Source organism: Halobacterium bonnevillei (assembly GCF_009831555.1).
Lineage (GTDB): Archaea > Halobacteriota > Halobacteria > Halobacteriales > Halobacteriaceae > Halobacterium > Halobacterium bonnevillei.
This window is the reverse complement of sequence record NZ_WUUU01000045.1, coordinates 1-18,446: the sequence shown is the minus strand read 5'-3', so window position 1 is coordinate 18,446 and position 18,446 is coordinate 1. Positions and strand designations below refer to the sequence as shown.

The window sequence follows — 18,446 nt, the reverse complement described above, 5'->3', positions numbered from 1 at the left end:
GGCGGCCTCGGCGTCCCGCCCTGTGCGCCGCGCCCGGCACGAGGAAGGGCAACTGGGGCACGCGCTCCCTGATGGCTTCCAGTTCGTCGGGCGCCGTCGCCCCCACCACGAGGCCGACGTTCCCGTACTCGTCGTCCCAGCCGGCGGCGCGCTCGGCGACGTGCTCGTATAGGCGGCGGTCGTACGCCGCGAGTTCGAGGTGCTGGAAGTCCATGCCGCCAGGGTTCGACGTCCGGCACAGCACGAACACGCCGGCGTCGTCGCGCGCGAGGAACGGCTGGAGGGCGTCCTCGCCGAGGTAGGGATTCACCGTGATTGCGTCCACGTAGTCCAGGATTTCGGCGTACTGGCGGGCGGTGTTCCCGATGTCCGCGCGCTTCGCGTCCAGCAGAACGGGCACCCCTTTCCCGTGGGCGTACGCCACCGTCTCGCGGAGCGCGCGCCAGCCGTCGCTGTCCTCGTAGAACGCCGCGTTCGGCTTGAACACGGCGGCGTGCTCGTGGGTGGCGTCGATGACGCGGCGGTTGAACGCCCACCGCGGCAGGTCCGCGTCCTGGACGTCGTCCGGCAGGCGGTCCGTGTCGGGGTCGAGGCCGACACTCACCACGGTGTCGGCGGCCTCGATGCGCGCCCCGAGGTCCTCGAAGAAGCCCATGCGTTGGGGTCCCCGCAAACCGGCAAAAGCGATTCGCTTTGGCGGGCGGCCACGAGAAAACACTTCCCAGACGAGTCACACGAATCGCGTGTGCCCTCCGCTCGCTCCGTCCTTCGCGTCCTCCTGGCAGCCCTCGGCCTCGTGCTGGTCGTCGTCGGCCTCGGCATCCTTCTGCCCGCACTCGGACAGGAGGGGTTCCCGGTCGGCCTCGCTATCGGCTTCGGCAGCCTCGTGATTGCCGCCGGTGGCGCGTCGCTGGGCGCCGCCGCATTGCTCTCCGGCCACGCCCTCAAACGCTCACAGCGCGCCGTCCTCAAACTCGCGGGACTGCTCGCGGTGCTCGCGTTCGTGGCTCCGGTAACGGGAATGTTCGTCGTCCCGGAACTCCTGTACGACTACTTCGGCCTGCAGGCGCCCGCCGCTGCGATACTGGGCTGGCTGTCCCTCTCGCTGGCGGCGCTCCTCGTTACCATCGTCGTCGCACTCTGGCGTGCCGCAGAGGTCGCGTACGGGGCCGTTGCGTCGCGATACTCGGCGTGACTGGCTCTCAGCCGGGACGCCGCCGGTCAGTCGCCGTCGCTAGCCGGGACGCCGCCGTCAGTCAGTCACCGCCGTCGGTCAGTCGCCGTCGCCAGCCGCGTCGGCCGCGGCACCGAACACGTCGAACGCGTCCTTGACGTCAGCGCCGTTCTCCACGAACACCACGACACGCGGCGGCCGGGCGCCCACCGGTCGCGTGCGCAGTCCGCGCCGCTCGGCTTCGCGTTCGGCCGCTTCGAGTCCGTCGACCAGTTCGACGCGCGCCCGGTCCGGCATCACGTACACGGCGCCGATCCGTTCGCCGTGAATTTGGACGTCGTAGGCGCGAGCGCCGTCCGTCGTCGGCTCCACGTCCGGGTCGGCGTTCGCGACACTCACGCGGTCGTACGGCGGGTTCTCGTGGCCCGTGAGCTCGCTTGACAGGAGTTCCGCGAGTCGCGTCCCGTCAGTGATGGTGTCCTCGACCATGCTATCCTCGGAGTTCCGTGCGGGCTTTCGCGGCCGCGCTGGCGACGTCCACGCCGCGGCGCCGCGCGTACACGACGGCCGCCGCGTCAGCCGTCACGCCGAGGTCCTGCTGGAGCTGGTTCACGCCAGCGACGGTCTCCTGGCGGTCGTAGCCGGCCTCGACGAGTGCGTCCAGCGTGCGCTCGAACGCCGACCGCTCCTGGAACAGCGACGCGTCGGGCGTGAAGTCGTCGGGAATCGCCACGTCTTCCGGGTCGAAGTCAGCCACGAGGTCGCCGTCCGCGCGCTCGACGAGGCCTTCGCCCGTCGCGAGGTCCAGCACGCGCTTGGCCTGGTCGGGACTCATCCAGTCGCGGTCCAGCGACAGCGCCACCACGAACGCCTGCTCTGGAATCCGACGCTTCCCCTTCTGTTTGAACGGCGCGGCGGCCGCCACCCGGAGGCTCATGTCTCCCTCCTCGCCGGCGACGCCGGTAAAACCCGCTGTTCTCCCCCAACCGAGTCTTTCAAGTACGTCCTGCGCCACTTCCCGAACATGCAATACCAGGGACGGTCCAAGCGCTCGAAGACCGGCGCGCGACTCCGACCGCAGAACAAGAAGAAGAAGTCGAAAACCGGGCGCGCGCCCACGGAGACGACCGTCGGCGAGCAGCGCTACCGCACCGTCGACGCCCGCGGGAACGTCGAGAAGGTCCGCGCGCTCTCCACGGACGTCGCCAACGTCGCCACCGACGACGGCGGCGTCAACGCGACCATCGAGGACGTCGTCGAGAACGGCGCGAACCCGAACTACGCCCGCCGGAACATCATCACGAAGGGCGCCATCATCGAGACGGACGCCGGCCGCGCCCGCGTCACCTCCCGACCCGGCCAGAACGGCCAGGTCAACGCCGTCCTCGTCGACGACGAGTAACGCGTCGAACCGTCACTCTATCTCGCAGTTTCTCTACGACGGATAACTCAAGAAGCAAACGGGCGGCTCCGCCGCGCGTTTCACCGCGAGCCGGAGGCTCGCGGGACGTTTTTAGCGTAGATTTTTACAAGCGGGGGTCGCCTACGGCGACCCCCCCGCAGTAAAAAGGTCCTATTGGAACCCGATGTGGCCGCCGCGTTCGCGGCCGGCTTCGGGGGTCTGGCTGCCCTTGAACTGTTCTTCGACGCGGTCGTAGTAGTCCTCGAGGTCCTCCGTGATCGTCGGGCGGACGTGTTCCATGGCCTTCTGGAAGTGCCGCATCTCGACTTCTTCGGCGTCCTCGTTCTCGCGGAGCGCCTCGATGGCGGCTTCCCGGGCGATGTTCGCGAGGTCGCTGCCGACGTAACCGTCGGTGAGTTCCGCGAGCTCGCGGAGGCTGACGTCGTGAGCCAGCGGGATGTCGCCGGAGTGGATCTTGAGGATCTGTTCGCGGCCTTCGACGTTGGGCTGGCCGACCTGCACGAGGCGGTCGAAGCGCCCGGAGCGGATGAGCGCGGGGTCGATGATGTCGGGTCGGTTGGTCGCCGCGATGACCATCACTTCCTCCATCTCCTCGAGGCCGTCGAGTTCAGTGAGGAGCTGGTTGACGACGCGCTCGCTGACGTTGTTCCCGACGTCTTGGCCGCGGCCGGGCGCGAGGCTGTCGAGTTCGTCGAAGAAGATGACCGTCGGGGAGACCTGGCGGGCCTTCCGGAACGTCTGCCGGATGGCTTTCTCGGACTCGCCGACCCACTTCGAGAGCAGCTGGGGGCCGCGGACGCTGATGAAGTTCGCGTCCGTCTCGTTGGCGACGGCTTTCGCCATGAGGGTCTTCCCGGTGCCGGGCGGCCCGTAGAGGAGGACGCCCGCGGGCGGGTCGACGCCCATCCGGGTGAACTTCTCCGGCTGGTTCAGCGGCCACTCGACGGACTCCTTGATCTCCTGTTTGGCGTCCTCGAGGCCGCCGACGTCGTCCCAGGAGAGCTTCGGGAGCTCGACGAGCACCTCCCGCATCGCGGAGGGTTCGACCTCGTTGAGCGCGCCCTTGAAGTCCTGGCGCTTGACGATCATGCGGTCGATGAGGCTCGGCGGGATGTCCTCCTCGTCGAGGTCGATCTCGGGGAGGTAGCGCCGGAGCGCCCGCATCGCGGCTTCCTTGGTGAGGCTCTCGATGTCCGCGCCGACGAAGCCGTGCGTGTCGTCGGCGAGCGACCCGAGGTTGACGTCGTCGCTCAGCGGCATGCCCCGCGTGTGGATCTTGAGAATCTCCTCGCGGCCGATCTCGTCCGGCACGCCGATCTCGATTTCGCGGTCGAAGCGACCGGGCCGGCGGAGCGCGGGGTCGACGGCGTCAACGCGGTTCGTCGCCGCGATGACGATGACCTGGCCGCGGCCCTCGAGGCCGTCCATCATCGTCAGGAGCTGAGCGACGACGCGGCGCTCGACTTCGCCGGTGACGTCCTCGCGCTTCGGCGCGATGGAGTCCAGTTCGTCGATGAAGATGATGGCGGGGGACTCCTCTTTGGCGTCCTCGAAGATCTCGCGGAGCTGCTGTTCGGACTCGCCGTAGTACTTCGAGATGATCTCGGGGCCGGCGATGGAGAAGAAACTCGCCGACGTCTCGTTGGCGACGGCTTTCGCCAGGAGGGTCTTCCCGGTGCCGGGCGGCCCGTGCAGCAGCACGCCCTGCGGTGGTTCGATGCCCAGCTTCTGGAAGATCTGGGGGTGTTTCATCGGGAGTTCCACCATCTCCCGAACGCGCTGGATCTCGTTTTCGAGGCCGCCGATGTCCTCGTACGTGATGCCGCCGCCCGTGCGCTCGAACCCGCTGATGGGTTCCTCGCGGAGTTCGACGTCCGTGTCCTCGGTGACGAGGCAGACGCCCTCGGGTTCGGTTTCGACGGCGATGAGCGGGATCGCCTGACCCGGCGACCGCATGAACGGGTGGTTCGTGCTGGACATCACCGGGACGATGTCCCGGGAGACGACCGGTCGCTTCAGGATCTGGCGTTTGACCATGCCGGCGGCGTCGCTGCCGAACTGGACGCTGGCGTCCTCCGGCGGCGCGAGCACGAGTTTGTCCGCTTTCTCGGCGTCTGCCTTCCGGATCTTGACGCGTTCGCCGATGCCGACGTCGGCGTTCTGTCGCGTGAACCCGTCGATGCGGATGGTGTCGGTGTTCCAGTCCTGCCGGTCGGCGCGCCAGACCTTCGCGGCAGTCGTTTCGGCACCCTCGATCTCGATGATGTCTCCCGGACTCAGCTTCAAGTGCAGGAGCGTGTCGGGGTCGAGGCGGGCGATGCCCCTGCCCGAGTCGTTCGGGTAGGCTTTCGCCACCTCAAGTTGGACTTCGTTCATGATTGGAGACTGCGGGTGATGTGTCGGAATCCGACGCGGTGACGGAAGTACTTTCCGCCGCACCCCCCGCGGTTGTGAAAATGTAGCACACCAGGACACAAAGACGTGGTGCATTCCGCTCGTTCTGCCGGCGGCAGGAACGCCACCCTGGGCGACCTCACTCGGTACTCTCCCGGTGTACAGCGAGCGCCTCGTCGAGCGTGAGTTCGCCGGTCGCCACCTTCCGCGCGAGCGCCTCCGGAATCGTGCGGTTCTCCTCGCTGGCCTCCCGGGACCTGGCCTTGATGACCTCTAGCTCGCCCTCCGTGGGCTCGATGCGTCGCCCCTCGATCTCCTCGCCCGCCATCAGCGCGATGTTCGCCGCGGCGAGCACGTCACCCATGCCGCGGGCGCCCGGGCCGAGGAACGGCGTCGTCCCGGTTTCGTCGACCAGTTCCACCCGCGCCTCGTCTAGCTCGTCGATGATACGCGCGCCCTCCAGGCGGGCGCCGTCCCCGATGCGAACGACGGCGTCGTCGTCGCCGGCGACTTCCTCGGTCACCACCGACGCCGCCTGCTCGATGGGGACCTGGAACGCGCCGACGAGCATCCCGCCGCGCAGCACCGCGATGCCAGGCCGGGTCCCGGGGTCGACGCCGACGACTGTTCGCCCGTCCCCGCCGCGCGCGTACACCAGCGCCTCCTCCACCGTTCGCCGCGGATTCTGGGGGTCAGCGACCACTACCGGTGGGTCCGCGCTCACGTCCTCGCCGGCGGTGATGACGACGTCCGTCCGCTCCGGGAGGGGGTCGCCGGGCTCGACTGTCGTGAACTCCACGTCGCGGTCCCGTAGCTCCGCGACCACCTCGTGGTACACTTCGAAGTCAGTCGTCGCGACGACTATCACTAGCTGGACGTGCGACCGCTGGGAGCAAAACGCTTGCCCGCGCCGAACGTCCCGTGTCGGGTCGCCCAGTCCCGACCCGGGGGTCTTTTGCACAGGACCGTCATACGTCCGCCCAGTGAGCGACGACACCCACATCTCGACCGGTTGCGGCGCGCTCGACGACCTCCTGGGGGGCGGCGTCGACCGCGGCACCGTCACGCAGGTCTACGGGGCGCCGGGGGCCGGGAAGACGAACGTTGCGCTCTCCACCGCCGTCGACGTCGCCGCCGACGGCGGCACCGCAGTCTACATCGACACCGAGGGCATCTCCGTCGAGCGCTTCGAGCAGATTCTGTCCGCGCGCGCCGACGACCCCGAAGCGGCGTCCAGTCGCATCATCCTCACGGACGCCCACGACTTCGAGGAGCAGGCCGAGGCCGTCCGGGACGTCGAGGACTTCGCGGAGCGAGCCGACCTCGTCGTCCTCGACTCCGCGACGGGCTTCTACCGCCTGGAGCGCACCGACCAGGACGGCGGCGACGCACTCCGACGGGTGGCCGACCAGGTCACGCACCTGCTGTCGCTGGCGCGCAAACACGACCTCGCGGTCCTCATCACCAACCAGGTGTTCACGGACGTCGACAGCGACAGCGACCGCGTCCGGCCGCTCGGCGGCCACACGCTCAACCACTGGACGGGCGTCGTGCTGCGGGTCGACCGGTTCCGCGGCGGCAACCGCCGCGCCACTCTCGAGAAGCACCGCTCGAAGCCGGAGGGCGACCAGGCGCGCTTCCAGATCACGGAACGCGGCATCGAAGCCGTGACCCAGCACTGAACGCCGACCGGCCGACCGCACCCTTCTCGACAGGTGCGAACGCTCCCCTCGACTTTTTGCGGTACTGGCCCTGATACACGGACAGAGGCGGAAGAGATGGCGCCTGACATCGGCGGCGAAATAGAGGGGGAGGTCACCCGCGTGGAGGCGGTCAAATACCTGCAGGGCGCACTCGGCCACGCGGTCGGGAGCCTCACGTTCCTCCTCGCGGCGGCTGTCTTCCTCGTGTTCGGGTATTCCGCGTTCGCCTGGCTCTCCGTCCTCTCCGCGGCGCTCCTCTCAGCAAACGGGCTCTCCATCTGGGGCTGGGAGCGACTGCAGACGCACTTCGCAGCGCAGGCGGCTGAATCCGAACCGACGCGCAGCCTCACAGCCAACCCGCTGTCGACGGAATCCGTCGTCGAGATGAAGGCCGGCGCTGTCATGCTGTTCGCCTTCCTTGCGGTCCTGCTCGTGGCCGGGTCGGCGGTCCAGTACCTGGACCCACGCGCAGTTGGCGTCGCCTCCGCGGTCTGTCTGGCGGTCGGGAACGGTGTCGCACTGTTGCGAGCGGTCCGGACCGGTGGCTGACTGAACGTGGTCGTGGGGAACACACCCGGCCCGGTGACAGGGTCGGTGGCGGGCTACGTCGGTTTTAGGCGGGATGACCCGGTCGACGCACTCTAGCTGCACAAGAATCACGTCACCGAGCAGCTAATAGATGGTCTGTCCAGCCGAACTGACCGCCTACGCGATTCGCATAACTGACCGCCTACGCGACCCGCATTCGGGACGCAGCACGCGCTCAGAACTCGTCCTCTCCATCACGTCACCCCGGCCAGAAACGCCCGTTCGGCGCCGGCCGGCTACTTCGCTGCGCGGTACTCGCCGTGTTTCATGCCGAGGAAAAACGACACCACCGCGAACACGATCATCGACGGCAGCACCATCATGAATACCGTGTCGGTGCCCATCACGTCCGCCGACGCGAGGCCGACGACGCCGAGTACTACGATCGCGACGAGCAACCCGACAGCGCGCGTGAAGTCGTACTCCATACCTCGGTGTTGACGCGCCCACCGCAAATAGGTTCCCGAACGCGTGCCGGCGGTCCGTTGGAACCGACGACCATCCGCGAGGGGAGCGGTTCGCCGAGCGGGAACGGCGGTCCCGCTACCCGTGTGAACGGTGGGCGGCGCCGTGAGCATCCGGGGTGTGCTGCGCGCACCGCCGATGTGGTCGAGAGACGCGGGTGCGGTCGCTCGTCGTCACGGGTGCGCTCCGCGCTCATAGGACCGACCGCCGAAAAAGTGTGGTCCTAGAGTTCGTTGAGTTTCCGGAGGAGTTGGCCCTTGTACTCCTCGTCGCGCTCGATGCCCTTCTCTTCGAGAACGTTGCGCTCCAGGAGGTCCAGCGCCATGTAGAAGGCGTTGTCCGCGCCGTAGCCTTCGCCGGTGCCCGCCATCTGGCCTTTGTTGGTCCGGAGGCGCAGCTGGCACATGATGAGCGGGGTGCCGCGGAGCTTCTCCTTGTGCTTGTGGAGGCGGACGTGCGCGTGGTGGACGCGCATGTCGCCGTACTTGCTGGCGACTTGCTCGATGCGCTCGACGACCTCCTGCCGGGAGAGCGTGTCCAGGAGTTCGACGTTCGTGATCTGGACGTCCATGCGGTCCTCCTCGGTGTAGGAGAGCGCGCGCAGGACGTCCGTCTTCGTGAGGATGCCGCCGACGACGCGGTCGTCGCCCGCGGGCGTGACGACGAGCCCGGAGTAGTCGTTGTCCAGCATGGTCTCGACGGCGTCCTCGACGCTGGCGTCGACCGTCACGGTCTCGACCGGACTGGACATCGCGTCGTAGACGGGGAGGTCGAGCATGCGCTCGACTTCGCCGCGTCGGTCGCCGCGGGTGGTCTTCGAGATGTCCCGCACGACGAAGTCGACGATGTCGTGGACGGTGACGACGCCCGTGAGGAAGCCGTCCTCGTCGACGACCGGGAGTCGCGAGATGCCGTGTTCGCGGAGCCGGTTGATGACCGTCCCCATGTTGTCGTCCTCCTCGATGGTGACGACGTTCTCCGTGTAGATCTGGCCGACGGTCAGCGCGTCGAGGTTCTCGAGGACGGCCTCGAGGATGGCGTCCTCGCTGACGATGCCCCAGAGTTCGCCGGCTTCGAACACGGGTGCGATCTTCGTGCCGCCCTCGACGAGCATCCGTGCGGTGTCGCGGACGTCCTCGGTGCGATCGACCTTCGGCGCGGGTTTCGTGAGCGCCGCCACTCGAGTGTCGTCCTCGATGTGGGAGCCGATGAGCTGTCGCTCCGTGATGACGCCGTCGTACTGGCCGGCTTCAGTGACGATGATGCCCTTGGGGTTCTTGTCCTCGAAGATAGACCGAACCTTGCCCAACCGTTCTTCGCTTTCGACTTCTATGTAGTCGTTCGTCGCGATGTTAGAGATATCCATGGGCCTACGTATTGAACGAGACGGACCAACGTCTTCAACTTTGTTGCGACCCCAGCGTGCTCGGGACGCCCTCGTAGAGTTTTAAGGCCTCGGCGCCAACTGCTCGCCGTGCTTCCCGCCGGAATCCCCGACGTCGGGGCCGTATTCGGCTCGTACACCTACCTCGCGTCGGAGGTGGCGTTCGGGGCGGTGGCGTTCGCGTTGCTCTACCGCGCGGACGCCCTGCGACGCGCCGGCGTGACCATCGCCGCACTCTATCCGATCGCGTACGTCTGGGACTGGTACACGCTCACCATCGGCGTGTTCGCCATCGAACTCCGGACCGGCGTCGACCTGCTCGGGATTCCAGTGGAGGAACACCTCTTCATGGTCGTCGTTCCGGCGCTCGTCCTGGCGTTCCACGAGACGCTGCACGGGGAGCCGTGAACGGCCATCCTCGACTGCGACGGTAAACGCCGACCGCGCGACTACGGCCACGCATAAGTCGCTGCGCGGGGTAGCCCGTCGCATGGGTGACCGCGCCTGCTGGCTGGACTTCTGCCCGTCCTGTGACGCCCAGGTCACGGTCGTAGACGACGAGTGCCCGGACTGCGGCAAGGAGCTCGAAGGGACTGACGCGTCCCAAGAGCGCCGAACCCCTGGTTCGGAGTAGTGACCCACCGGCGGGGTGCGGTAGCGCCCGCGGCGCACCAGCGCTACTCCGGCATGCCCTCGAGCAGGGCTTCAGTTTCGTCCTCGGGGAACGCGCGCAGGGTCTCGGTCCCTACGTCGTTCTCCCTGGCCAGCGTCATGACGAACTGCGCCGCGGTCTCGTCGTCCGGTGCGTCGATGATGCCGACCGCGTCGAACCGGCCGAACGTCAGATAGAGGTCGTGTAGCTCGCATTCCATTTCGTCGAGTATCGCTTTCCCGTCCGCTATCTCTGTTTGCAGGTGTTCCAGGTTCTCCCCGGAGAGTTCGTGGAGTACGATGTACGTTGGCATTGGCGCTCCCCCCGTGTCGCGTTCCGTCCAACGCCGACGGCGACACCCACGAGTCGCAGTGTGGAACGCACCTCGAACTTCGAGAACTGGTATGTTAAATGTTAGCACGGAATTCTGGGTGTTTTTCGGGCGGGTGGTTCCATCGGATTTCGCACTGACCAAAGTGCCGGACATCCTGGTAGTCCAACGAGCCGGGAAGACCCGATACCACTATACACACCTAGCTGTAAGTAGGGGCAAACTGACAGCGTCGTCTCCGAGTCGAGACGAACTGGCGGCTGCGACATTCGAATGACCGAGGAATTCGTCGACCCGGACCGGCTCTCGCTCATCCCGTCACGGTCGAACGCGACCGGGACAGCCACCGACACGGTCGCGGAGTCCACGGAGGACGACGACGGACCGCCCGTTTCGGCAGTCCTCCAGTCGCTCGAAGACGACAAATGCAGAACGATACTCACGACGCTCCGCGAACCGAAATCCGCGACTGAACTCTGTGCCGAATGCGAGCTGCCGAGTTCGACGGTGTACCGGAAACTCCAGCGGCTCCGCGAGGCGGCCCTCGTCAAAGAATACACCGAAGTCCGACGTGACGGCCCGAACGCCACGCTGTACGAACGAGATTTCACGGACATCTCGATTACCATCGACGACGCCGACGAGTTCGCCGTCTCCATCGATCGACCGGACGACAGTGCGGAGGACCGCATGGCGACGTTCTGGTCCGAGATGAAGGAGGAATCATGACGGACCCGCTGATCGTCTTACTCGGCATCGTCAAAATCAGCGCGCTCGTCCTCGGTGGGATCGTCTCGGTGTTAGCCTATCGGGCCTATCGGCGTACGCAAATCGAGGGGCTCCAGTTCTTCGCGGTAGGGCTTCTGGTCATCACCATCGGGACGGTTCTCGTCGGGATCCTCCATCACGTCTTCGGCATTCCGAGCGTCCAGGGAATGCTCTTCGAGAGCCTCGTCGCCTGTGGCGGCTTCCTCGTCATGATATACGGCCTCTACGGGCAGTAGCCGCTGTCCCTCGGTTGGCCGGCGTCGCTCAGACGTCGGCTCGCTCAGACGTCGGCTCACGCAGCCCGCCCGCGCGGTCCGTTTCCGGCAACGCGGTCGCTTCGGGTGTCGGTTGGCGTGATCCATCTCTAGCCACAAACCGGCGCTGGTGGTTGTCCCACGTCTTGGGAGGCCTCCATCGTTCCTTATGAAGTACCCACGGAGACTGTGACAATGAGCGATTCCGCCACTCCGTCCGACCGATTCGACTCCCCAGCCGTCGCGGACGCGAAGCGGTATCGGTGACCGATGAAACGCAACGTACCGTCTCGATACGCGGACGCGCTCGTCTCGCGGAGCAAACTCGTCATCGTCCTGTTGCTCGCCCTCACAGCGGCCGTCGGCGCTGGCGCGGTGGTCGGCAGCAGTGATGACGGTACGATCGGCCGGGCGGCCATCGATTCCGAAGCGCAGGCAGCGCTCGAGGAGATCGAATCGACGTACGGCTCCGACGATGCGGTGGTCACACAGGTCGTCGTCAGGGCCGAGGGCGGCGACGTCCTTACCCGCGAGTCACTGCTGCAGAGCCTCCGACTCCAGCGGGAGATTCGTGAACGAGAATCCATCAATGCGACGCTCCAGATGGAGTCGGGCCTCCGCGGGCTCGAGAACCTCGTGGCGACGACGGCGTACTTCGAAGGCCAAACGGCTGGCAACGGGACAAACGACACAGCCACCACCAGCCGGAACGGACAGCCGCCAGCGCCGACACTCGACCAGCAGATCGCGGCGCTCGAGTCGCGCTCGGACGAATCGGTGGATGCGATAGTCGCGCGGGTGCTCGATCCGGATTCGACCGCTCCCGGCCGCGACCCGACTGCGTTCCTCCCGTCGGAGTACGAACCCGGCGCGACGAGCGCCGACGCGCGACTCACACTGATCTTCCAATCCGACGAACGCGGCGGCCCCAGCGAAACGCCCCAGGAGGCCTACGATGCGCAAGTGGCTATCGCGTCCCTGGTCGACGAACGCTTCGACGACGCGTTCGTCTTCGGCCAGGGCATCATCGACGATGCGTCCTCGCGGGCCATCGGCGACAGCTTCCTCATCATCACCCCCGTCGCACTCGTCCTCCTGCTCGCCGTCCTCGGTATCGCGTACCGCGACGTGGTCGACGTGCTCGTCAGCCTGTTCGGGATCGGCGTGGTGCTGGTGTGGCTCCAGGGGATCCAGGGCTGGCTCGGAATCCCGTCCAGTTCCATACTCATCGCGGTCCCGTTCTTGCTCATTGGACTGAGTATCGACTACTCGCTCCACGTCGTCATGCGCTATCGCGAGGCACGAGCGGCGGACGGCGACACCGAGTCCGGGTCCGACGGCCGGCGAAATCCGGCCGCTGCGATGCGGGCGGGGGTCGCCGGTGTCGTCGTCGCGCTGGCCGCCGCCGCGTTCACGACGGGCATCGGGTTCTTCTCGAACTACGTCAGCCCGCTCGCGTCGATCCGGGACTTCGCGCTGCTGAGTGCGGCCGGCATCGTCGCGATGTTCGTCGTCTTTGCGGCACTCGTTCCGGCCGTCAAACTCGAAGTCGAACGGCTCCTCGCCCGGCTCGGGCGTGACCGCCAGCAGCCGGCGTTCGGAGTCGGCTCGGGGCCGATTCGCCGTGTGCTCTCGAGCACTGCGGCCCTCTCACGCCGAGCACCGGTCGCCGTTCTCGTCGTCGCACTGCTGTTGGCTTCGGCAGGAGCCTACGGTGCGACCGGCCTGGACACTGAGTTCAATCAGGCGGACTTCCTGCCGGAGGACGCCCCAGCGTGGATGGAATCGCTGCCGGAACCGTTCGCCCCGTCCGAGTACGACGTCCGGGAGAATCTCGAGTACCTGAGCGACAACTTCCGGCAACGCGGACAGGGGTCGGAGGCCCAGATACTGATACGCGGGAACGTGACCGCGCCCGCAGCGCTCACTGCGACAGACGACGTGTCGCAGTCTACGAGTCGAACTGGAACGATCGCCGTCCAGTCGGACGGCACAGCGGCCGTCGATAGTCCGGCGACTGTCCTCCGGTCTGTGGCGGCCGAGAATCAGACCGTCGCCGCCGCGATTGACGAGCGAGACTCGGACGGTGACGGCCTCCCCGACGAAGACGTCGCAACAGTCTACGACCTCTTGTACGAGGCCGCTCCCGACCGGGCGTCCACAGTACTCTATCGAACCGAGCCCGGGTCGTACGCGACGGGTCGGTTGCTCGTCGGTGTGCAGACCGACGCGTCCGCCCAATCGATTGCCGGCGACGTGCGACAGGTCGCAGCGGGGATCGAAGCGAATGCACCGGTGACAGCTGTTGCGACCGGTGGCCCGGTCAGTACCGCTGTCGCCCAGAGCGCCCTGTTCGAGACGCTCGTCGAAGGATTCGCCGTGACGCTGGGCGTCATCTTGACGTTCCTCCTCGGACTGTACTGGTGGCGGTACCGCGCGCCGGGGCTCGCCGTTGTGGTGCTCGCCCCCGTCCTCCTCGCGCTCGCGTGGTTGCTCGGGACGATGGCGCTGCTGGACATCCCGTTCAACAGCGAGACGGTCGTCATCACTAGTTTGGCGATCGGGCTCGGTGTCGACTACAGCATCCATCTCGGCGAACGGTTCGTCGACGAACGTGAGCGCCGAGACTCGCTCGACGAGTCGCTCGTGGCTGCAGTCACCGGGACTGGCGGCGCGCTGCTGGGGAGTGCGGCGACAACAGCAGCTGGCTTTGGCGTCCTCGCACTCGCACTCTCCCCGCCGCTCCACCGATTCGGCCTCGTGACTGGGTTGAGTATCGTCTTCGCGTTCGGCAGCTGCGTGACCGTCTTACCGTCTCTCCTGGTGGCTCGGGAACGATACCGCCGCTGAAAATCGACGCACTGGCGCTCGACAGTGCCGTCGGGGCGATCGCTCTGTCCCAGCCTGACGGAGTGCTAGGGTCTCCGGGCCGCAAATCGGTTCAGGGACAACTGGGGTACGCGGCAGGGAGATTCTGATTCGGCAGAAACGCAGTCCGCCTCACCGTGCACTTCTCGTCCGAACTCCACCCCGTGCTGGGTCCGACAGGTGCCAGCAGACCCGTCCGTCGCCGAACTCGTCCGGCTAAATCCGGGTGCCGTCCGGGAGTTCCGGGTCAGGTGGTCGACCGACGGTCAGGAGGCGCTCGGTGAGCGTGAGTTCCTCCGTCCCGGGGCTCGGCTTCTCGACGGCCTCGAAGTCGACGACCACGTCCCCGTCCCTCGCCGCGATGCGGACCGCGCACAGCTGATAGGACGGGTAGAACACCGGCGGAACGAGCCCGATGACGCCCTCGCGGCGGTGGAAGCGTTTCAGCCACGTGCCGCTGTTAACGACGCAGCCGCCGTCGACTGGCTGCAGCTTCGGCTGGTGCGTGTGCCCGTGGCAGAAGATCGCGGTCTGCGGGCGTTCGGCGAACACCTCGCGGGCGGCGTCCTCGTAGGGAGCTTCGGCGTCGACGGTGAGGTCGGTCTCGAAGACGCCGAAGCGCCTGATCGTCTGCTTGATGTCCCGTCGGATGAGGTGGACGGGAATCGCGACGAGCAACACGAGTCCGACGACGACCACGTTGATCGCCAGCAGGAACCAGATTGCGGTCCCGGCGGTCCCGAACTGCCCGAGGAACGCCGTGGTCCACTCGATGGGGGGTTCCCAGACGCCCGTCACGCCGAGTCCAGCGAGTATCGCCAGCACCGCGCTGATGTTGAACAGCAACAGGAACGGGACGAGCGCGTACCGCAGGAACGGGTTCATCTCGCGGTAGAAGTACTTCGAGAGCAGCCACACCGGCATGCGCTCGGTCGGTGTGATCGCCTGGACGTCCTTCAGCCAGTTGTACCGGCCGCGGTCGGAGAGCTGGCCCGCGCGGCTGGTCACGAGGGTGTTGTAGTAGTAGCCCAGCGGCGTCGCGTTGGGGTTGCCCCACTCCTCGATCTGGTTGTTCGGGTCCTGCTGGTGGCCGTGCTCGAAGTGGATTTCGCGGTCACCGACGGGCCGCGTGAACGACTGCTCCTGGAGGACGGTGACGTTGTACTCGGCGAACCGCTCGACGTACTCGTCGTAGGCGGCGAGTTCGTGGTCGTGGTTGCCCGGAAGCAGCGTGATCTGGACGTTCTCGCCCGTCGCGCGCAGCTGCTCGAACAGTCCCGGGTACCGCTCGGCGAGGATGTCGAACTTCTCCATCCCCTCGGCGGTCGTGAACTCCCAGAGGCCGAACGCGTCCCCGTTGATGACGAGTTCCGCGTCCTCCTCGGTCCGTTCGAGGCCTTCGAGGAACTCGAGTAGCTCGTCGAGGAACGCGACCTCCTCCAGTTGCTCGTCGCCGCCGATGTGGAGGTCGCTGATGACGTAGTAGACGCGGTCCCCGTCGGTGCTGGCCATCGCAAACGTTTGCTGAACCCACGGTCAAAGTCGTTGTGGCTCGCCCGGGAGCGTGTCCGCGACCAGTCACGCTCGACCGGAGACCGACGGCCGCACGTCGGTTCCGTGCCACCGGCATCGACGGCCGGTGGACAGCCACGTCCCGGTTACCGCCTGCGACCGCTGAACGCGGTCACAGACCCGCGAACTGTCTCCGAGGCGCTGTCGACCACATGCACGTACCATTCCGTACCTGTGGACTAACACACACCGTGAGAACAATTAACAACATGAACGTTCATAATAAATCTATGGCCGAACGTACTAGCGAGGCGGGAGTCGAGGACCCGGTGCTCGGAGAACACGAGGAACCGCTCACGCCGCGCGCGGTCCTGAGCAGCTTCGCTGGCGGCATCGCCGGCCTGCTCGTGATGGCGCCAGTCATCGCCGGCATCCCGATACTGCTCGGCGTCTTCCAGATGGAACCCCTCGAACAGTTCGCGAACCTCGTCATCGCCGACGCCAACGGCACCCTCGGCATCGCGTTCTTCGTCGCCGGCGGGGCGTTCGTCCTCCCGCTGTTCTTCCTCGTCACCGCGACGTTCCTCCCGCCGCGGGAGCCACGCTACCTCCGGGGGGCGACCATCAGCACGCTGTTCTGGGCGAGCTTCGTGTTCATCTTCTGGCCCGCCGCCAGCATGTACGTCAACGCGGTTTTCCTCGTCGTCACGCTCGTCGCTCACTGGCTGTACGGCCTCGTGCTCGGCTCCGTGATGCAGCGCCTCACCGGCATTCCGGAACACCAGGTGTGACCGCGCGAAAAATCCGCACTCGACGCCTCGGAATAATGCAAAACTTATTGGCCACCCCGACAGATAGTCGTGTGATAACGTACCATGGCTTCAGGGGACCTGCTGGTCGGCACGGCTGTGATGGGGCTCCTCCTCGTCGGGGCCGGCGTCGCTGTCGCGCGGCTACGACGCCGTGAACACTACACGCCGAAACTTCGGTCGTACCGCCGCGACCTGGCCGCGCTCCCCGGCGAGACGGCTGACGCCAGGTCCATTCCGACGGACACGCTCGCCCTCGTCGCGGCCGTCCTCGTCGTGGTCGTCGCCGGCGCCGCAATCGCGATGGGCGCCGGGGCGATGGTGCTCGCCGCGGTCGCGCCACTCGTCCTCCTCGCGTACTTCGCGTGGGGCATCTACAGCATGGCACGCGCCCGCGGCCTCCCACGCGCCCACTCCATCGGGCTGAGCGCGTGGCTGTTCGGCGTCGTCCTCGCCGCCGTCATCGGCGTGAAACTCCTGCTCTGATGGTCGACCGACCCTCGCTCCCGCCCGACCGATGACTCGCTCACAACCCAGCAGACCCCTCGCGGCCGTCTCCGACCGCGTCTCCGGCGCGTCGGTCGCACTGCTCGTGGCCGTCGTGCTCGCGGAGCTCGCGCTGGTCGTCGGCTACCTCGGCGCCACCGCCGCGGAAGCCACGAGCGTCCGCTACCTCCTCTACCCGTTCGTCTGGATCAACGTCGCCGTCGCCGCGGTGTTCGCCACGAAACCCCCGGACGCCGGCCCCTGGCTCCGCCGCGGGGTTCTGGTGGTAGCAGGCGGCTACCTGCTCGTGCTCGCGTACTTCGGGGGCGTCCTCGAACTCACGCACCTCGGGCACTCCCACAGCCACGGCGGCGCGAGCGGTCTCACCGTGTTCACGTCGCTCCCGCCGGGATGGGGGCCGACGGTCGTCTACGACCACGCGCTGTTCTCGCTCACGCTCGTCCCCTACCAGTTCGTCGGCTACCTCGCGCTCGCGTACCTCGTCTACGCCGCGCTCCTCGACACCGCGTCGGCGGCGTTCAGCGGCGCGGTCGGCCTGCTGTCCTGCGTGAGTTGCTCGTGGCCGGTGCTGGCGTCCCTCCTGGCGGGCGTCCTCGGCGGATCGGCGGTCGCCTCGACCGTGTACAGTTTCTCGGTCGACCTCTCGACGGCCGCGTTCGTCCTCGCCGTCGTGTTGCTCGTGTGGCGGCCGGGGGCGAGGTGACGCCGCGTGACGCTGGCTTCCGCCTCTGTCGCTGCCGTCGTCGGCGCGTTCCTCGTGGTCTGGGAGGCGCTCGCGCACGTCGGCGGCCTGAGTGACGCGGTCACCGCGACCGGCGTTCCCTCGTGGCTCACCGTCCTCACGGGCGGGGTGCTCGTCGGCGCGTCGTTCCTCTTCAACAGCCTCCTCACCGACCACGAGGCCATCCGCGCTGTCAACGCGTGGCGCGCCCACCTGCCAGCTCCCGCCACTGTCTACCGGGCGGGCGCCACTGCACTCTCCGCCGTCGGGGTCGCCGTGCTCGCGCTCGTGCTGGCCGCGAGCGTCCTCGGCCCCGCGGAACCGACGCGGAACTTCGCGATTCTCGTCGTCTGGGTGGGGTGGTGGGCCGGCTACGCGATGTCCACGTACGTCGTCGGGAACTCCTGGTCCGCCGTGAACCCCTGGCGGACGCTCGCCCGATTGCTCCCGACGTCCGGGCACCGAGACGTCCCCGAGTCGTACGGCGCGTGGCCGAGCGTCGTCGGCCTCGTCGTGCTGGTGTGGGTCGAAGTCGTCAGCCCGCTCGCCGCCGACGCGACGCGCTCGGCGCGCTCGTCGTCGCGTACACCGGGCTCTCGCTCGCCGGCGCCCACCAGTTCGGTCCGCGCACGTGGTTCGAGCGCGTCGACCCCGTCTCTCGCGTCTTTCGACTGTACGGCCGCGTCGCGCCTGTCCAGCGCGACAGCGACGGCATCCACGTCCGCCTCCCTGGCACCGCGCTCACCGAACGAGACGGCAGCGAGGAGCGCGGCGCGACGGCGTTCGTCGTCGCGCTCCTCTGGGTGACGACCTTCGACGGCCTCGTCGCGACGCCCGCGTGGAACTCGCTTGCGACCGCCGTGCTCGCGCCAGTCGCCCCGACACCGTCGTCG

22 protein-coding genes are annotated in these 18,446 nt (G+C 67.3%); 13 read left to right on the top strand and 9 right to left on the bottom strand.

Features of this window, described 5'->3' with window-relative positions; genetic code table 11:
* On the bottom strand, positions 1-655 hold a 655-nt coding region (gene pyrF / locus GRX66_RS07690; protein ID WP_159526037.1), incomplete at its 3' end, for an orotidine-5'-phosphate decarboxylase.
* Between the two features lie 90 nt (positions 656-745).
* Here pyrF and GRX66_RS07685 point away from each other — a divergent pair.
* Positions 746-1,195, top strand: a complete 450-nt coding sequence (locus GRX66_RS07685) for a hypothetical protein (protein WP_159526036.1) — start codon at positions 746-748, stop codon at positions 1,193-1,195.
* Positions 1,196-1,273: 78 nt separating this feature from the next.
* On the opposite strand, the gene GRX66_RS07680 is transcribed toward GRX66_RS07685, so the two are convergent.
* Entirely contained in the window at positions 1,274-1,663 is a 390-nt protein-coding gene (locus GRX66_RS07680) for a hypothetical protein (protein WP_159526035.1), read from the bottom strand.
* A gap of 1 nt (position 1,664) precedes the next feature.
* A complete protein-coding gene (locus tag GRX66_RS07675; protein WP_159526034.1) occupies positions 1,665-2,111 on the bottom strand; it encodes a DUF2240 family protein in 447 nt (148 codons plus the stop codon).
* A gap of 87 nt (positions 2,112-2,198) precedes the next feature.
* Here GRX66_RS07675 and GRX66_RS07670 point away from each other — a divergent pair, with 87 nt between their 5' ends.
* Positions 2,199-2,576, top strand: a complete 378-nt coding sequence (locus GRX66_RS07670; protein WP_159526033.1) for a 30S ribosomal protein S8e — start codon at positions 2,199-2,201, stop codon at positions 2,574-2,576.
* A 171-nt stretch (positions 2,577-2,747) separates the two neighbouring features.
* On the opposite strand, the gene GRX66_RS07665 is transcribed toward GRX66_RS07670, so the two are convergent.
* Entirely contained in the window at positions 2,748-4,973 is a 2,226-nt protein-coding gene (locus tag GRX66_RS07665) for a CDC48 family AAA ATPase (protein ID WP_159526032.1), read from the bottom strand.
* A gap of 157 nt (positions 4,974-5,130) precedes the next feature.
* Positions 5,131-5,859, bottom strand: a complete 729-nt coding sequence (locus tag GRX66_RS07660) for a hypothetical protein (RefSeq protein ID WP_325064003.1) — start codon at positions 5,857-5,859, stop codon at positions 5,131-5,133.
* A 115-nt stretch (positions 5,860-5,974) separates the two neighbouring features.
* Between GRX66_RS07660 and radB the strand changes: the two genes are divergently transcribed.
* Together radB and GRX66_RS07650 are read left to right on the top strand one after the other, a co-directional pair.
* Positions 5,975-6,673 (top strand): DNA repair and recombination protein RadB, encoded by a 699-nt coding sequence (radB, locus tag GRX66_RS07655; RefSeq protein ID WP_325064002.1) that lies wholly within the window; start codon positions 5,975-5,977, stop codon positions 6,671-6,673.
* A gap of 96 nt (positions 6,674-6,769) precedes the next feature.
* On the top strand, positions 6,770-7,243 hold the full coding sequence (locus GRX66_RS07650) for a hypothetical protein (protein WP_159526031.1): 474 nt from the start codon (positions 6,770-6,772) through the stop codon (positions 7,241-7,243).
* Between the two features lie 275 nt (positions 7,244-7,518).
* On the opposite strand, the gene GRX66_RS07645 is transcribed toward GRX66_RS07650, so the two are convergent.
* Together GRX66_RS07645 and GRX66_RS07640 are read right to left on the bottom strand one after the other, a co-directional pair.
* On the bottom strand, positions 7,519-7,710 hold the full coding sequence (locus GRX66_RS07645) for a DUF7333 family protein (RefSeq protein ID WP_159526030.1): 192 nt from the start codon (positions 7,708-7,710) through the stop codon (positions 7,519-7,521).
* Between the two features lie 260 nt (positions 7,711-7,970).
* Positions 7,971-9,113, bottom strand: coding sequence for a CBS domain-containing protein (locus tag GRX66_RS07640; protein ID WP_159526029.1), 1,143 nt, complete (start codon positions 9,111-9,113; stop codon positions 7,971-7,973).
* A gap of 108 nt (positions 9,114-9,221) precedes the next feature.
* On the opposite strand from GRX66_RS07640, the gene GRX66_RS07635 reads away from it, so the two are divergent.
* A complete protein-coding gene (locus GRX66_RS07635; protein ID WP_325064001.1) occupies positions 9,222-9,539 on the top strand; it encodes a lycopene cyclase domain-containing protein in 318 nt (105 codons plus the stop codon).
* A gap of 82 nt (positions 9,540-9,621) precedes the next feature.
* A complete protein-coding gene (locus GRX66_RS19490; RefSeq protein WP_201292956.1) occupies positions 9,622-9,765 on the top strand; it encodes a hypothetical protein in 144 nt (47 codons plus the stop codon).
* 43 nt (positions 9,766-9,808) lie between these two features.
* Here GRX66_RS19490 and GRX66_RS07630 read toward each other — a convergent pair whose 3' ends face one another.
* Entirely contained in the window at positions 9,809-10,096 is a 288-nt protein-coding gene (locus GRX66_RS07630) for a GYD domain-containing protein (RefSeq protein WP_159526028.1), read from the bottom strand.
* Between the two features lie 291 nt (positions 10,097-10,387).
* Between GRX66_RS07630 and GRX66_RS07625 the strand changes: the two genes are divergently transcribed.
* The 3 genes from GRX66_RS07625 (at position 10,388) to GRX66_RS07615 (ending at position 13,986) form a co-directional block, all read left to right on the top strand.
* Positions 10,388-10,843: a helix-turn-helix domain-containing protein gene (locus GRX66_RS07625; protein ID WP_159526027.1), complete on the top strand. Its 456-nt coding sequence runs from the start codon at positions 10,388-10,390 to the stop codon at positions 10,841-10,843.
* On the top strand, positions 10,840-11,118 hold the full coding sequence (locus GRX66_RS07620) for a DUF7521 family protein (protein WP_159526026.1): 279 nt from the start codon (positions 10,840-10,842) through the stop codon (positions 11,116-11,118). The genes GRX66_RS07625 and GRX66_RS07620 overlap by 4 nt, the downstream gene beginning before the upstream one ends.
* Before the next feature lie 288 nt (positions 11,119-11,406).
* Complete coding sequence (locus GRX66_RS07615) at positions 11,407-13,986, top strand: efflux RND transporter permease subunit (RefSeq protein WP_159526025.1); 2,580 nt, start codon at positions 11,407-11,409, stop codon at positions 13,984-13,986.
* A gap of 234 nt (positions 13,987-14,220) precedes the next feature.
* Here the strand turns inward: GRX66_RS07615 and GRX66_RS07610 are convergent, their stop codons facing one another.
* Entirely contained in the window at positions 14,221-15,516 is a 1,296-nt protein-coding gene (locus GRX66_RS07610; protein WP_159526024.1) for a metallophosphoesterase, read from the bottom strand.
* A 290-nt stretch (positions 15,517-15,806) separates the two neighbouring features.
* Between GRX66_RS07610 and GRX66_RS07605 the strand changes: the two genes are divergently transcribed.
* From GRX66_RS07605 to GRX66_RS07590, 4 genes are all read left to right on the top strand, one after another.
* Positions 15,807-16,307 carry a DUF6789 family protein gene (locus tag GRX66_RS07605; RefSeq protein WP_159526023.1) on the top strand — a complete coding sequence of 167 codons (501 nt, stop codon included), beginning with the start codon at positions 15,807-15,809 and terminating at the stop codon, positions 16,305-16,307.
* An 84-nt stretch (positions 16,308-16,391) separates the two neighbouring features.
* Complete coding sequence (locus tag GRX66_RS07600) at positions 16,392-16,811, top strand: hypothetical protein (protein WP_159526022.1); 420 nt, start codon at positions 16,392-16,394, stop codon at positions 16,809-16,811.
* 31 nt (positions 16,812-16,842) lie between these two features.
* On the top strand, positions 16,843-17,535 hold the full coding sequence (locus GRX66_RS07595; protein WP_159526021.1) for a DUF7546 family protein: 693 nt from the start codon (positions 16,843-16,845) through the stop codon (positions 17,533-17,535).
* Positions 17,536-17,541: 6 nt separating this feature from the next.
* Entirely contained in the window at positions 17,542-18,360 is an 819-nt protein-coding gene (locus GRX66_RS07590) for a hypothetical protein (protein WP_159526020.1), read from the top strand.
* The last annotated feature ends 86 nt before the right edge of the window (positions 18,361-18,446 follow it).

Bases quoted from the DNA above. Each gene is read 5' to 3' on its own strand.
- GRX66_RS07680 (WP_159526035.1), bottom strand. From the start codon at position 1,663: ATGGTCGAGGACACCATCACTGACGGGACGCGACTCGCGGAACTCCTG.
- GRX66_RS07675 (WP_159526034.1), bottom strand. From the start codon at position 2,111: ATGAGCCTCCGGGTGGCGGCCGCCGCGCCGTTCAAACAGAAGGGGAAG.
- GRX66_RS07670 (WP_159526033.1), top strand. From the start codon at position 2,199: ATGCAATACCAGGGACGGTCCAAGCGCTCGAAGACCGGCGCGCGACTC.
- GRX66_RS07665 (WP_159526032.1), bottom strand. From the start codon at position 4,973: ATGAACGAAGTCCAACTTGAGGTGGCGAAAGCCTACCCGAACGACTCG.
- GRX66_RS07650 (WP_159526031.1), top strand. From the start codon at position 6,770: ATGGCGCCTGACATCGGCGGCGAAATAGAGGGGGAGGTCACCCGCGTG.
- GRX66_RS07645 (WP_159526030.1), bottom strand. From the start codon at position 7,710: ATGGAGTACGACTTCACGCGCGCTGTCGGGTTGCTCGTCGCGATCGTA.
- GRX66_RS07640 (WP_159526029.1), bottom strand. From the start codon at position 9,113: ATGGATATCTCTAACATCGCGACGAACGACTACATAGAAGTCGAAAGC.
- GRX66_RS19490 (WP_201292956.1), top strand. From the start codon at position 9,622: ATGGGTGACCGCGCCTGCTGGCTGGACTTCTGCCCGTCCTGTGACGCC.
- GRX66_RS07630 (WP_159526028.1), bottom strand. From the start codon at position 10,096: ATGCCAACGTACATCGTACTCCACGAACTCTCCGGGGAGAACCTGGAA.
- GRX66_RS07625 (WP_159526027.1), top strand. From the start codon at position 10,388: ATGACCGAGGAATTCGTCGACCCGGACCGGCTCTCGCTCATCCCGTCA.
- GRX66_RS07620 (WP_159526026.1), top strand. From the start codon at position 10,840: ATGACGGACCCGCTGATCGTCTTACTCGGCATCGTCAAAATCAGCGCG.
- GRX66_RS07615 (WP_159526025.1), top strand. From the start codon at position 11,407: ATGAAACGCAACGTACCGTCTCGATACGCGGACGCGCTCGTCTCGCGG.
- GRX66_RS07610 (WP_159526024.1), bottom strand. From the start codon at position 15,516: ATGGCCAGCACCGACGGGGACCGCGTCTACTACGTCATCAGCGACCTC.
- GRX66_RS07605 (WP_159526023.1), top strand. From the start codon at position 15,807: ATGGCCGAACGTACTAGCGAGGCGGGAGTCGAGGACCCGGTGCTCGGA.
- GRX66_RS07600 (WP_159526022.1), top strand. From the start codon at position 16,392: ATGGCTTCAGGGGACCTGCTGGTCGGCACGGCTGTGATGGGGCTCCTC.
- GRX66_RS07595 (WP_159526021.1), top strand. From the start codon at position 16,843: ATGACTCGCTCACAACCCAGCAGACCCCTCGCGGCCGTCTCCGACCGC.